This is a genomic window from Frigoribacterium faeni (assembly GCF_007988805.1).
In the GTDB taxonomy this organism is placed as follows: domain Bacteria; phylum Actinomycetota; class Actinomycetes; order Actinomycetales; family Microbacteriaceae; genus Frigoribacterium; species Frigoribacterium faeni.
The window spans coordinates 115,513-127,954 of sequence record NZ_BJUV01000007.1 but is presented as its reverse complement, the minus strand read 5'-3'; the positions used below and the strand labels follow the sequence as shown (position 1 = coordinate 127,954).

12 protein-coding genes are annotated in these 12,442 nt (G+C 71.9%); 1 reads left to right on the top strand and 11 read right to left on the bottom strand.

What is annotated here, in order from left to right; translation table 11 throughout:
• Positions 1–338: 338 nt before the first annotated feature.
• The 5 genes from FFA01_RS05265 to FFA01_RS05245 all read right to left on the bottom strand — a co-directional run bounded on the left by FFA01_RS05265 (position 339) and on the right by FFA01_RS05245 (position 6,034).
• Positions 339–1,355, bottom strand: a complete 1,017-nt coding sequence (locus FFA01_RS05265) for a YeiH family protein (RefSeq protein WP_146853705.1) — start codon at positions 1,353–1,355, stop codon at positions 339–341.
• 12 nt (positions 1,356–1,367) lie between these two features.
• The gene (locus FFA01_RS05260) at positions 1,368–2,138 is read right to left on the bottom strand and encodes a fumarylacetoacetate hydrolase family protein (protein WP_146853703.1); all 771 of its coding nucleotides are present in this window, start codon (positions 2,136–2,138) and stop codon (positions 1,368–1,370) included.
• Positions 2,135–3,268 (bottom strand): branched-chain amino acid aminotransferase, encoded by a 1,134-nt coding sequence (locus FFA01_RS05255; RefSeq protein ID WP_146853701.1) that lies wholly within the window; start codon positions 3,266–3,268, stop codon positions 2,135–2,137. Before FFA01_RS05255 ends, FFA01_RS05260 begins: the two co-directional genes overlap by 4 nt.
• Complete coding sequence (locus FFA01_RS05250) at positions 3,265–4,362, bottom strand: 3-isopropylmalate dehydrogenase (protein ID WP_146853699.1); 1,098 nt, start codon at positions 4,360–4,362, stop codon at positions 3,265–3,267. Before FFA01_RS05250 ends, FFA01_RS05255 begins: the two co-directional genes overlap by 4 nt.
• Before the next feature lie 136 nt (positions 4,363–4,498).
• The gene (locus tag FFA01_RS05245; RefSeq protein ID WP_146853696.1) at positions 4,499–6,034 is read right to left on the bottom strand and encodes an MFS transporter; all 1,536 of its coding nucleotides are present in this window, start codon (positions 6,032–6,034) and stop codon (positions 4,499–4,501) included.
• Positions 6,035–6,144: 110 nt separating this feature from the next.
• On the opposite strand from FFA01_RS05245, the gene FFA01_RS05240 reads away from it, so the two are divergent.
• Complete coding sequence (locus tag FFA01_RS05240; protein ID WP_146853694.1) at positions 6,145–6,711, top strand: TetR/AcrR family transcriptional regulator; 567 nt, start codon at positions 6,145–6,147, stop codon at positions 6,709–6,711.
• A 119-nt stretch (positions 6,712–6,830) separates the two neighbouring features.
• On the opposite strand, the gene FFA01_RS05235 is transcribed toward FFA01_RS05240, so the two are convergent.
• From FFA01_RS05235 to FFA01_RS05210, 6 genes are all read right to left on the bottom strand, one after another.
• On the bottom strand, positions 6,831–7,922 hold the full coding sequence (locus FFA01_RS05235) for a lactonase family protein (RefSeq protein WP_146853692.1): 1,092 nt from the start codon (positions 7,920–7,922) through the stop codon (positions 6,831–6,833).
• Between the two features lie 4 nt (positions 7,923–7,926).
• Positions 7,927–8,289, bottom strand: a complete 363-nt coding sequence (locus FFA01_RS05230; RefSeq protein ID WP_146853690.1) for a chorismate mutase — start codon at positions 8,287–8,289, stop codon at positions 7,927–7,929.
• Positions 8,290–8,381: 92 nt separating this feature from the next.
• The gene (locus FFA01_RS05225) at positions 8,382–8,801 is read right to left on the bottom strand and encodes an organic hydroperoxide resistance protein (protein ID WP_146853720.1); all 420 of its coding nucleotides are present in this window, start codon (positions 8,799–8,801) and stop codon (positions 8,382–8,384) included.
• An 11-nt stretch (positions 8,802–8,812) separates the two neighbouring features.
• Positions 8,813–9,439: a GNAT family N-acetyltransferase gene (locus tag FFA01_RS05220; protein WP_146853688.1), complete on the bottom strand. Its 627-nt coding sequence runs from the start codon at positions 9,437–9,439 to the stop codon at positions 8,813–8,815.
• A 36-nt stretch (positions 9,440–9,475) separates the two neighbouring features.
• Complete coding sequence (locus FFA01_RS05215; RefSeq protein ID WP_146853686.1) at positions 9,476–10,762, bottom strand: adenylosuccinate synthase; 1,287 nt, start codon at positions 10,760–10,762, stop codon at positions 9,476–9,478.
• A 143-nt stretch (positions 10,763–10,905) separates the two neighbouring features.
• Positions 10,906–12,429: a mannitol dehydrogenase family protein gene (locus FFA01_RS05210; protein WP_146853684.1), complete on the bottom strand. Its 1,524-nt coding sequence runs from the start codon at positions 12,427–12,429 to the stop codon at positions 10,906–10,908.
• Positions 12,430–12,442: the final 13 nt, after the last annotated feature.

Here is a 12,442-nt window from a genome sequence, read left to right as displayed (position 1 = left end):
GGGGCACATGAGCATCCCGCCACGAGCTGATCGACGAGCATCGAGATGCCACTCCCACGGTCGGTCGCGATGGGTTCGCCCGGGTCCGGTTCGGTTGTGACGCGGGGCTCCCGGCTTCAGCCCTGCACGGTGATGACCCCCGGATGGTTCACGCGATCGGAGTACGCCGGCGAAACGGGCCGCCGCCATCGAGGGGGGGGGCTCTCTCGCGGGGAGGGGGCGCGCCTCCCGGGACGTCCCCGCGTGGGCGACGCCGATCGAGGGCGGCGACCGTCGGCGGCGAAGGGCGCGAGCGATCGGCGCGACGGAACGGCCGGTCGATCGGCCGATCGATCGGCTCAGGCCAGAGGGAGCGCGCGGACCGCGACCAGCGAGACGACCGCGATGAAGATCCACGAGGCCAGTCCGACGGCGACGGCTCGGCCACCCGTCGCGACGAGCTTCTCGAACCGGATGCCCGTGCCGAGACCGAACAACGCCATGCCGAGCAGGACCGTCTGCACGATGTCGGCGATCTCGAGCACCGTTCCGGGGACCGGGACGAGCGTCCGGACGAGCACCGCCGCGAGGAATCCGACCACGAACAGCGGGACGATCGGGGGCCGGGCGCCGACGTCGCCACCCCGGCGTCGGATCACGAGGGAGGTGATCGCGACCACCGGTGCGAGCATGACGACCCGGGTGAGTTTGACGACGATGGCGATGGCGAGCGCCGATGCGCCCGCGGTCTGAGCGGTCGCGACGACCTGACCGACGTCGTGCACGCTGGCACCCGTCCACGCCCCGAACTGCAGATCGGTCAGACCGAGAGCGGAGGCGAGAGGCGGCAGCACCGCGATCGCCGCGGTGCCGCACAGGGTGACGAGGGCCACCGGCGTCGCCGCGTCGCGTCCGCGATCACGGGTCACGGCGCTCATCGCACCGATCGCCGACGCCCCGCAGATCGAGAAGCCGGCCGCCAGGAGCAGGGGCTGATCCCCGGGCAGTCGAGCCCATCGGCCGAGAGCCCAGGTCACGGCGAAGGTCGCACCGAGGATGGCGACGACCACGACGACGGTCATCCAGCCGAGTCCGGCCACGTCGATCAGGCTGAGCTTGAGCCCGAGCAGGACGACCCCGATGCGGAGCAGTCGCTTGGCCGAGAGGGTGAGCCCCGCGGCCAGCGGCCCGTCGACGGCCGGTCGGATCGGTCGGATCTGCGCGACGACGATGCCGAGCACGACGCAGCCGGTGAGGATCGGCACCGTCGGCACCAGCAGATGGATCAGCCAGGCGACCCCGAGCGCGAGTCCCGCCACCCCGACCCCGGGGATCCACGGCGCGCGTCGAGGCGCGGCGGTCGGGTTCGGGGTCACGGCGAGAGCGCTCTAGACGCGGTTCTTGGCGGGGTTGATCAGCGAACCGATGCCGGAGATCGCGACCTCGACGGTCTGACCCGCGGTGAAGGGCCCGATGCCGGCCGGTGTCCCGGTCAGGATGACGTCGCCGGGCAGCAATGTGAAGACATCGGTGATGTACTCGATCAGCTGCGGGATCTTGTGGATCATCTGCAGGGTCGACTCGCGCTGCATGACCTCGCCGTCGACACGCGTCTCGATGGTCGCGTCGGTCCAGTCGAGCTCGTTCTCGATGTAGGGCCCGAGCGGCAGGAACGTGTCGTAGCCCTTGGCCCTCGTCCACTGACCGTCGCGGTTCTGCACGTCGCGCGCCGTGACGTCGTTCGCGATCGTGTAGCCGAAGACCACGTCCTGGAAGTCCTCCGCCTTGACGCGCTTGGCGATCGACCCGATGACGATGGCGAGCTCGCCCTCGAAATCGACCTGGCCGACATCGGGGGGCAGCTGGATCGAGTCGCCGAAGCCGATCACCGTCGTGTTCGGCTTGATGAAGAGCAGCGGCGCCTCGGGAGGGGTCTGGCCCAGTTCGTCGGCGTGGTCGTGGTAGTTGAGCCCGACGCCGACGACCTTGGAGCGCGGGATCACGGGGGCGAGCAGCTTGGCCGATCGGAGCGACACCCGCTCGCCGGTCGTCTCGTAGCCGCTGTACATCGGGTCGCCCGCCAGCACGATCAGCTCGCGCTCGTCGACGATGCCGTAGCGGGGGTCCTCGCCGGGGGTGGCGAACCGTGCGATCTTCATGCGTCGAGCCTCGTCATCCATCCGTGGACATCCGGACGGCGGCCGTACTGGATGTCGGTCAGTTCGGCGCGCAGCGACATGGTGAGCTCGCCGCCCTCCGCCGCGGGAGATCCGATGTGGATCCCCTCGCCCTTCAGCTCGGCGATCGGGACGACCACCGCGGCCGTGCCGCAGGCGAACACCTCGACGATGTCGCCGCCGGCCACGCCGTCGCGCCACTCGTCGATCGTGACGCGTCGACGCTCGACCCGGTGCCCGCGCGCCTCGGCCAGCTCGAGGATCGAGTCGCGGGTGATCCCCTCGAGGATCGAGTCGCTGTCGGGCGTGACGAGCGTGCCGTCCTTCTTGACGAGCACGACGTTCATGCCGCCGAGCTCCTCGATGTAGTTGCTCTCGGACGAGTCGAGGAACAGCACCTGCTGGCAGCCGTTCTCGTAGGCCTCCTGCTGCGGGAGCAGGGACGAGGCGTAGTTGCCGCCCGTCTTGGCCGCGCCCGTGCCTCCTTTGCCCGCCCTCGCGTAGTTCGTGGTCAGCCAGATCGACACCGGCGAGACTCCGCCCGTGAAGTACGCGCCGGCCGGGCTGGCGATCACGTGGTAGGCGACCTCCTGCGCCGCGCGCACGCCCAGGAAGGCCTCGGTCGCGATCATGAAGGGCCGGAGGTAGAGGCTCGTCTCGGGCGCGGAGGGCACCCAGTCGAGGTCGGCCCGGACGATCTGCCGGATCGACTCGACGAAGTCGTCGGTGCTGAGCTCGGGCAGGGCCAGACGCCGCGCCGAGCGCTGCAGACGACGGGCGTTCGCGTCGGGACGGAACGACCAGACCGAGCCGTCGGCGTGCCGGTAGGCCTTCAGCCCCTCGAAGATCTCTTGCGCGTAGTGCAGCACCGATGCCGACGGATCGAGCTGCAGGGGTCCGTAGGGGTGCACCGACGCATCGTGCCAGCCGGCGTCGAGGCTCCAGTCGATGGTGACCATGTGGTCGGTGAAGTGCTTGCCGAAGCCCGGGTCGGAGAGGATGACCTCGCGCTCGGCGTCGTCGCGAGCCGTCGACGAGGGCGTCAGCTCGAACTGCAGTCCGAACTCGGACGGGGTGTCGCCCGAGGCGGGGGCGTTGTCGGTGGTGGTCATGATGCCCTTCGGACGGAGGAGGTCGAGGTCGAGGCGCGGACCCGGTCGGCGATGGCCGAGCCGATCTCGGACGTGCCGCGGGGGTCGGCCGAGGAGGCGCGGGTCGCCCGGTCGGCGATGTCGCCTTCGACCGCGGCGGTGACGCGTGCCGCCGCCTCGGGCAGGCCCAGGTGGTCGAGCAGCAGCGACACGGAGAGGATCGCCGCCGTGGGGTCGGCCTTCTGCTGGCCGGCGATGTCGGGGGCCGATCCGTGCACCGGCTCGAACATGCTGGGGAACGCGCCGTCGGGGTTGATGTTGCCCGAGGCCGCGAGACCGATGCCGCCGCTGATGGCGCCGGCCAGGTCGGTGAGGATGTCGCCGAACAGGTTGTCGGTGACGATGACGTCGAACCGCGACGGGTCGACGACGAGGTGGATGGTGGCGGCGTCGACGTGCTGGTAGTCGACCGCGACGTCGGGGTACTCGGTCGCGACCGCGTCGACCGTGCGCTGCCAGAGGCCGCCCGCGAAGACGAGCACGTTGGTCTTGTGCACCAGGGTCAGACGACCGCGACGGCTCTGCGCCTTCTCGAAGGCGAACCGGACGACGCGTTCGACGCCGTAGGCGGTGTTGACGCTGACCTCGTTCGCGATCTCGTGCGGGGTGCCCTGGCGCAGGGCCCCGCCGTTGCCCACGTAGGGCCCCTCGGTGCCTTCGCGGACGACCACGAAGTCGACCTCGCCCGGATCGGCGAGGGGCGACGGGACGCCGGGGTAGACCGTGGTCGGCCGCAGGTTGACGTAGTGGTCGAGCGCGAAGCGGAGCCTCAGCAGCAGGCCGCGTTCGATGATGCCGCCCCGGAGGCGCGGGTCTCGCGGGTCTCCGCCGACGGCGCCCAGGAGGATGGCGTCGTGGGACGCCACGGCCGCGAGGTCGTCGTCGGTGAGGATGTCGCCCGTCTCGAGATACCGCCCCGCGCCCAGGTGGAACTCGGTGACCTCGAACGTCGCCTCGTCGCCGACCGCGACCTCGAGCACCTTCAGCGCCTCGGCGACGACCTCGGGGCCGATGCCGTCGCCGGGGATGGCGGCGAGTCGGACGGTGCGCGACATGGGACTCCTGACGTGTCGGGGTGGAACGGCACCACTTTACCCGTGCGGACCGACGCCGCCGACGGCATGACACCCGCTCGGGGAGACCGCGGTCCCCGGTCGCGCGTCACCCGGGGGGCGGGCGCTCCGCCGCCGATCAGTCGTGCGCCGACGCGCGCCGCAGGGCGACGAGCGCGACGACGACGGCCAGCACCATGACACCGGCGCCGACCCCGGCCGTCGCCACCAGGCCCGCGTCGAACGCGTGGGTCGCGGCGTCGAGGAGCCGCTGCGCGACCGGGCCGTCGAGGTCCGCGGCTGCCGACGCCGCGCCTCCCAGCGTCTCCCGGGCCGCCGCGCCGGCCTCGGCGGGGACGTCGACCGGGACGACCAGCGTGCCGCGGTAGATCGCCGTCAGCATGCTGCCGAGCACCGCGGTGCCGAGCACCGCCCCGACCTCGTACGCGGTCTCGGACACCGCCGAGGCGGCGCCCGCCCGGTTCGCGGGGACGGCCGCGATGATCAGATCGTTCGAGATGGTCTCCGCCGCGCCGACCCCGAGGCCGACCAGGGGGAAGGCGACGACGAAGGTCCAGACCGGCGCCTCGGCCCCGGCGAGCCAGACGGCCGCGTAGGCGACCGCGGCCGCACCGAGCCCGACGGCCACGATCGACCGGGGCGCCACCCGACGCACGAGCGGCACGACGGCGAGGCCCGCCACGATCATGACGACGAGACCGGGCAGCAGCATCAGGGCCGCGTGCAGCGGGCGCAGCTGCACGACGAGCTGCAGGTGCTGCGTCGTGAAGAAGAGGAAGCCGACCAGCGCGGTGATGGCGAGCAGGTTGACGACCACCGACCCGGCGAACACCGGGTTCGCGAACAGCCGGACGTCGAGCAGCGGACGCTCGCGCCGCAGCTGCCGGCGGACGAACAGCCAGCCCGACACGACGCCGACCACGGCCAGCGCGGCGACGTCGAGCCCGGGGCCGTGCGTGGCGAGCAGCTTGATCGACGCGACCACCGGGGCCATCGCCGAGAGCGACAGCAGCACCGAGACGAGGTCGAAGGGGCCGGGGTTCGGGTCGCGGCTCTCGACCACCAGGATCGGCGCCAGCACGAGCAGCGGGACGAGCACCGGCACCGCGATGAGGAACACCGCCCCCCAGGCGAAGTGCTCGAGCAGCACGCCGCCGACGATGGGCCCGAGCGCCGAGCCGGCCGCGAACCCGCTCGCCCAGATCGCGATCGCGAGGCGACGCTGGTCGCGATCGGTGAAGGTGCTGCGGAGCAGCGACAGGGTGGCCGGCATGATCATGGCCCCGAAGAAGCCGAGCACGGCGCGCGCCGCGATGAGCGACTCGGCGTTCGGCGAGAACGCGGCGAGCACCGAGACCGCGGCGAAGCCGGAGGCGCCGATCAGCAGCAGCCGGCGACGCCCGAAACGGTCGCCGAGCGAGCCCATCGCGACGAGCAGCCCGGCGAGGACGAGCGAGTAGACGTCGACGATCCAGAGCTGGTTCGCGGCGCTCGGACGCAGGGCCGTCGAGATCTCGGGCAGGGCGAAGCTGAGCACCGTGTTGTCGATCGAGACCAGCAGCACCGGCAGCATCAGCACGACGAGGGCGGCCCACTGCCGCGCACCGGCCCGCGGGCCGGTGGTCGTGACGGGGATCGAGGAGGCGGTGGCCATGGTGCGGGATCGCTTTCGGTTCTGACGAGGGGGACGACGGCGGAAGACGGAGGCACGGGCCCCGACCGTCCAGACGGTACAGTAAACCGTCTGGACGGTACAGTAACAGAATGAGTCCCCGACCGTCAGCCCGCGAGAACATGCTCGACGCCTTCGAACTGCTCGTCGTCGACGGCGGTGAGCGAGCCGCGACGTTCGACGCCGTCGCCGCGGCCGCCGGCGTCTCGAAGGGCGGCCTGCTCTATCACTTCCCCAGCAGGGAGGCGCTCGTCGACGGCCTGATCGAGCGGCTGACGGGCCTCGTCGACGACGACGTCGCCCGGATGACTGCGGCGCCCGACGGCCCGGTCGACTACTTCATCCGCACGTCGTCGCCCGCGCCCGTCCTCGCCGAGGCTCCGTTCGACCGGTGCATCACGGCCGTGGCGAACCTCGCGACGAGCGGGCGGTGGCCGCGGGCGGTCGACGCCCTCACCGCGATGCAGGAGCGCTGGTACGACGTGGTCCTCGCCGCCGTGGGCGATCCCGCCGTCGCCCGTGTCGTCTCTCTCGTCTCGGACGGCCTCTACTTCACCCCGGGCCAGTTCGCGACGGCCGGCACCGGTCGACCGGACAGCCCGCGAGCCGCGATCGACGAGGTCGTGGCGGTGCTGCAGCGCCTCGCCGCCCCGCGCTGACCGCGGCCGAACGGCCCGCGACTGCTCAGCCGCTCAGCCGCTCGGCCGCTCGGCCGCTCGGCCCGCTCAGCCGCTCAGCCCGCTCAGCCCGCTCAGCCCGCTCAGCCCGCTCAGCCCGCTCAGCCCGCGACGATGCAGGCCGGGCTGCCGATCGAGAAGACGTCGAGCGGTGCGCCCGGCAGACCCGTCTCGGGGTCGAGCGGCAGCACCGAGATCGTGTCGGAGGCCTGGTTGGCGCAGTAGAGCACGCCGGGGGTGATCGCGAAGTGCCGCGGCCACTCGCCGCCGCACGGCGCCTCGCCGACGAACTCGAGCCGTTCGCCCGCACCCGCGAAGACGCTGATCGTGTCGCGTCCGCGGATCGCCACGTAGACGCGGCCGGCGTCGACGGCCAGGTGCGACGGCAGCACGCCCGGTGTCGACGACGCGCCCTCGAAGACCTCGACGGAGTGGTCGACGACGAGCTTCTCGCCGACCCGACGGAGTACGTGCAGACGCGCGTCGAGCTCGCCGACGACGACCAGGCGGTCGCCCAGCCAGTCGAGGTGCCGCGGCCCGGAGCCGCTCGGCAGGGGGTGGACCGCGACCTGCTCGGGGTCGAGAGTGATCGGATCGATCACGAACTCGATCAACCGGTCGGTGCCGAGATCGCTGACCAGCACGGAGCCCCACGGGGTCGGGATCGCCTGATGGGCGTGCGGCCGCTCCTGCCGGTCGAGCACGGGCCCGTGCCCGACGGGGAGGCCGACGGTGCGCGTCACCCGGCTGGGGTGCGAGGCGTCGTCGGCGAGCACGCCGACGCTGCCGCCGACGTAGTTCGCGACGACGAGCGCGCCCGAGACCGGGTCGACCGTCAGATGACACGGCGACGAGCCGCCGGAGGAGGCGCTGCTCGCCGCGACGAGGACGCCCGCCGAGACCGTGTACGACAGGACGCGGCCCTCGGCGGTCTCGGACGCGGCGTGGAGGGCGCCGTCGGCCAGGGCGAGGAACGAGGGGTCGTCGGCCTCGACGACCTGCGCGGCCTGCCAGGGCGATCCGGGCGCCGCCCGCTCCAGGACGGTGATGCCCGCCCCGCGGCCGCCGCTGGTCGCCGTGTACGACCCGACGTAGAGGCGCTGCGGCGCCGTCAAGGGCGGCGCCGAGACGGGTGCGGGGACGGCGGACGGGTCGAGGGACGGCGTGGTGGCCGGCGTCTCGGGCAGGCTCATCGGCTCAGGCCCGGCCGGAGCCGGACGGCTCGGTGCCGTTGGCGATGCGCTCGTGGTGGTGGATGACCTCGCCGACGATGAAGTTCAGGAACTTCTCGGCGAAGGCCGGGTCGAGGCGGCTCTCCTCGGCGAGCTGACGCAGGCGCTGGATCTGCACGCGCTCGCGCTCGGGATCGCTGGCCGGCATGCCGGCGGCGGCCTTCAGGTGACCGACCGACTGGGTGAACTTGAACCGTTCGGCCAGCAGGTGCACCAGGGCCGCGTCGATGTTGTCGATGCTCTGACGGATGCCGGTGAGCTCGTCGATCGCGTCGCGGTCGGTGCTGCTGAGGGGGCTGTCCGCCCCGAGGGGACTGTCGAGTGCCATTGGTCGAGCCTAGCGGGGTGGGACGAGACGGGAGGAGGCGCGCCCCGGGTGGTCGGGGCGCGCCTCCTCGGCGTCACGGTCGTGCCCGCGGGTCAGTCGACCAGCGTCAGCGTGACCTCGACGTTGCCACGGGTGGCGTTCGAGTACGGGCACACCTGGTGCGCCGCGTCGGCGAGCTCCTGACGGCGACCCGCCTCGACGTTGGGCGCGTAGATGTCGAGCTCGACGGCGAGGCCGTAGCCGCCCTCGCCGTTCCCGCCGATGCCGACGCTCGCCGAGACGGACGCGTCCTTCGTGTCGACGCCGAGCTTCTTGCCGGCGCCGTGCATCGCGCTGAGGAAGCAGGCCGCGAAGCCGGCCGCGAAGAGCTGCTCGGGGTTGGTGCCCTCGCCGGACCCGCCGAGCTCCTTCGGGGGGCGGGTGTCGAAGTCGAGACGGTCGTCTTCGCTCCGGACGTGACCGTCACGACCCCCGCCGGAGGCGTGGGCGATGGCGGTGTATGCGATTTCCAGTGTCATGGGGATCAGGCTTCTCCACCTGTCTGGACGACCGCTGAAGAGGCGAGGCGCTGCTCGAGCCCCGCCCGGACGTCGGGCCACTCGTCGGCGAGGATCGAGTACACGGCGGTGTCGCGCCACGACCCGTCGGCGCGCCGCTGCATCCGCCGCTGCAGCCCCTCGAAGGTCGCCCCGAGGCGGAGGATCGCCGCGCGCGAGCGCTCGTTGCGGACGTCGGCCTGCAGCTGGATGCGGCCGAGACCGTGCTCGAAGGCGTGACCGAGGACGAGCAGCTTCGTCTCGACGTTGACCCCGGTGCCCCACACCTGCGGCGCGTACGCCGTCCAGCCGACGTGGGCGGACTCGTTGGGCAGGTCGAACAGCCCGAGGGTCGTGGTGCCGACGAGCTCCCCGGAGGAGGCGCGGCGCACGCCGTACACGTTCGCCGAGTCCCAGAGCAGGTACCCCTCGACGAACGCGGCCCAGGCGTCGTAGCCGTCGCGGTACGCGGCCGGGCCACCGCCCCAGCCGCCGGCGAAGACCTCGGGCCGGCCGATGGCGGCGTGCAGCTCGGGCAGGTCGGCGCGCGTGAGCGGCTCGACGGTGACGAGGGATCCGGGCAGGGCGACGAGAGGCGGTCGGCTGGCTGTCATGCGGTGATTCTGCCAGCCCGCCGCCCCTCGGTCGGATCAGCCGAGCAGGTCGTGGCGCACGACGATCGCGTCGCGGCCGGGGCCCACGCCGATCGCCGAGATCCGCGCGCCGCTCATCCTCTCGACGGCGAGCACGTACTGCTGCGCGTTCGCCGGCAGGTCGTCGAAGGTGCGTGCGCCGGTGATGTCCTCGGTCCAGCCGGGGAACTCCTCGTAGATCGGCGTCGCGTGGTGGAAGTCGCTCTGCGAGACGGGCACCTCGTCGTGGCGGACGCCGTCGACGTCGTAGGCGACGCAGACCGGGATGGTCTCGAGACCGGTGAGCACGTCGAGCTTGGTCAGCACGAAGTCGGTCACGCCGTTGATGCGCGCCGTGTAGCGCGCGATCGGGGCGTCGTACCAGCCGCAGCGACGCGGACGGCCGGTGGTCGTGCCGAACTCGAAGCCGTTGGCCCGGAGGAACTCGCCCGAGGAGTCGAACAGCTCGGTCGGGAACGGGCCGGCGCCGACGCGCGTCGTGTAGGCCTTGACGATGCCGATGACCCGCTCGATGCGGCCCGGGCCGATGCCGGAGCCGGTCGAGGCGCCGCCCGCGGTGGCGGACGACGAGGTGACGAACGGGTAGGTGCCGTGGTCGACGTCGAGCATGGTGGCCTGCCCCGCCTCGAACAGCACGGTCTTGTCGGCCTCGAGCGCCTGGTGGATCTCGAGCGCCGTGTCGGCGACCATCGGCTTCAGCCGCTCGGCGTACGACAGCAGCGACTCGACGACCTCGTCGACCTCGATCGCGCGCCGGTTGTAGATCTTCACCAGCAGGTGGTTCTTCTGGTCGAGGGCCGCCTCGACCTTCTGCCGGAGGATGCCCTCGTCGAAGATGTCCTGGATGCGGATGCCGACGCGGTTGATCTTGTCGGCGTAGGTCGGACCGATGCCGCGACCCGTGGTGCCGATCTGGCGCTTGCCCAGGAACCGCTCGGTGACCTTGTCGAGGGTGCGGTGGTAGTGCGTGATGACGTGCGCGTTGGCGCTGACCCGGAGCCGGGAGACGTCGATGCCGCGGGCGATCAGCGCGTCGAGCTCGTCGAAGAGCACCTCGATGTCGACGACGACGCCGTTGCCGATCACCGGGGTGACGCCGGGCGAGAGGATGCCGGAGGGCAGCAGGTGCAGCGCGTACTTCTGGTCGCCGATCACGACGGTGTGACCGGCGTTGTTGCCGCCGTTGAACTTGACGACGTAGTCGATGCGGCTCGAGAGCAAGTCGGTGGCCTTGCCCTTGCCCTCGTCGCCCCACTGGGCGCCGATGATCACTACTGCGGGCATGGTTCTCTCCTCACGTCGGGGGAACGCACCGGCTGAGGTGCACTTGAGTCTACCGACAGGCTCCGCGCACGCGACCGGACGCGGGACGAGGAGGCGCGGTGCCGGTCTCGGGGACCGGCACCGCGCCTCCTCGGCGTCCGTGGTCAGTCGCGGGGCAGCGCCGCGAGCCGTTCGACGGTGGCGTGGGCCCCGTCGGCGATCAGCCCGTCGAGGGCGTCGAGGTAGGCCGCGGTGAAGCGCTCGTCGTCGACGAGGTCGCCGAACACCTCGCGGTCGCGGAGGAACGCCAGCCGGTCGTCGCGCTGCGTGAGCGCCGCCGCCGTCAGCCGCTCGGCCAGACGGTCGACGATGGTGATCGGGTCGCCCTGCTCGTCGACGGCCTCGGCGTACCGGGCCCAGCTCGCGACGATCGCGGCCGACCGCGTGATCGCGCCGCCCGAGGCGAGGTTCTCGCGCACCACCGGGAGCAGCCACTTGGGGATCCGGTCGCTCGACTCGGCGCAGAGACGCGCCAGGGTGTCGCGCACCTCGGGATTCTGGAACCGCTCGATCAGCGTCGCCTTGTAGCGGTCGAGGTCGATGCCGGGCACCTCGGGGAGGGTGGGCGTGGCCTCGAGGTCCATGTAGTCGCGGAGGAAGCCCGCGATCGCCGGGTCGGAGGTGGCCTCGTGCGCGTAGCGGTACCCCGAGAGGTAGCCGAAGTAGCACAGGCCCTGGTGGCTGGCGTTGAGCAGCCGCAGCTTCATGAACTCGTAGGGCTCGACGTCGTCGACCAGCTGCACGTCGGCGTCCTCGTAGGCCGGCCGGCCGAGCGGGAAGTCGTCCTCGAGCACCCACTGGAAGAAGGGCTCGGCCACGACCGGCCAGGCGTCGTCGATGCCGAGCCCGTCGCGCACCTCGGCCCGGTCGTCGTCGCTCGTGACCGGGGTGATGCGGTCGACCATGCAGTTCGGGAACGACACCGTCGCCCTCATCCACTCGGCGAGCTCCGGGTCGACGAGCGCCGCGTACGCCGAGAACATCTGCTTGGCGACGTGCCCGTTGCCGGGGATGTTGTCGCACGACATCACGGTGAACGGCTCGATCCCGCGCTCGCGCCGACGCTGCAGCGCCGCGGTGACCAGCCCGAAGGTCGTGTGCGGCAGGCCGCCCGACCGGACCGCCTCGAGGTCCGCGACGACCGCCGGCGTCGACTCGTCGAACTCCCCGGTCACGTGGTGGAAGTTGTAGCCGCCCTCGGTCACGGTCAGCGACACGATCCGGGTCTCGGGCGAGGCCATCCTCTCGATGACGCCCTCGGGGTCGTCGACCGCGAGCAGGTAGTCGACGATGCTGCCGATGACCCGCGCCTCCCTCGATCCGTCCGGGTGCTTGAGCACGAGCGTGTAGAGGCCGCCCTGGGCGTCCATCACCTCCTTCATCCGCCTGTCCTGCTCGAGCACGCCGACGCCGCAGATCGCGAAGTCGCGAGCCTTCCCCTCGGACAGCAGCCGGTCGATCACCATCGCCTGATGGGCGCGATGGAACCCGCCGACGCCGAAGTGGACGATGCCGGCGACGAGTCCGGCGCGGTCGTAGCCCGGCACCGCGACTCCGGTGGCGGCGACGGCGCCGAGGGTGTCGGGCGAGAGCACGACGGGCGTGGTGGGGGCGTGGGTGTCGGTCATGGTGACTCCTGAC

Excerpts from the sequence above, each read along its gene's own strand:
- FFA01_RS05230 (WP_146853690.1), bottom strand. The coding sequence starts at position 8,289 with ATGGCACTCGACAGTCCCCTCGGGGCGGACAGCCCCCTCAGCAGCACC.
- FFA01_RS05255 (WP_146853701.1), bottom strand. The coding sequence starts at position 3,268 with ATGACCACCACCGACAACGCCCCCGCCTCGGGCGACACCCCGTCCGAG.
- FFA01_RS05240 (WP_146853694.1), top strand. The coding sequence starts at position 6,145 with ATGAGTCCCCGACCGTCAGCCCGCGAGAACATGCTCGACGCCTTCGAA.
- FFA01_RS05220 (WP_146853688.1), bottom strand. The coding sequence starts at position 9,439 with ATGACAGCCAGCCGACCGCCTCTCGTCGCCCTGCCCGGATCCCTCGTC.
- FFA01_RS05235 (WP_146853692.1), bottom strand. The coding sequence starts at position 7,922 with ATGAGCCTGCCCGAGACGCCGGCCACCACGCCGTCCCTCGACCCGTCC.
- FFA01_RS05245 (WP_146853696.1), bottom strand. The coding sequence starts at position 6,034 with ATGGCCACCGCCTCCTCGATCCCCGTCACGACCACCGGCCCGCGGGCC.
- FFA01_RS05260 (WP_146853703.1), bottom strand. The coding sequence starts at position 2,138 with ATGAAGATCGCACGGTTCGCCACCCCCGGCGAGGACCCCCGCTACGGC.
- FFA01_RS05210 (WP_146853684.1), bottom strand. The coding sequence starts at position 12,429 with ATGACCGACACCCACGCCCCCACCACGCCCGTCGTGCTCTCGCCCGAC.
- FFA01_RS05215 (WP_146853686.1), bottom strand. The coding sequence starts at position 10,762 with ATGCCCGCAGTAGTGATCATCGGCGCCCAGTGGGGCGACGAGGGCAAG.
- FFA01_RS05250 (WP_146853699.1), bottom strand. The coding sequence starts at position 4,362 with ATGTCGCGCACCGTCCGACTCGCCGCCATCCCCGGCGACGGCATCGGC.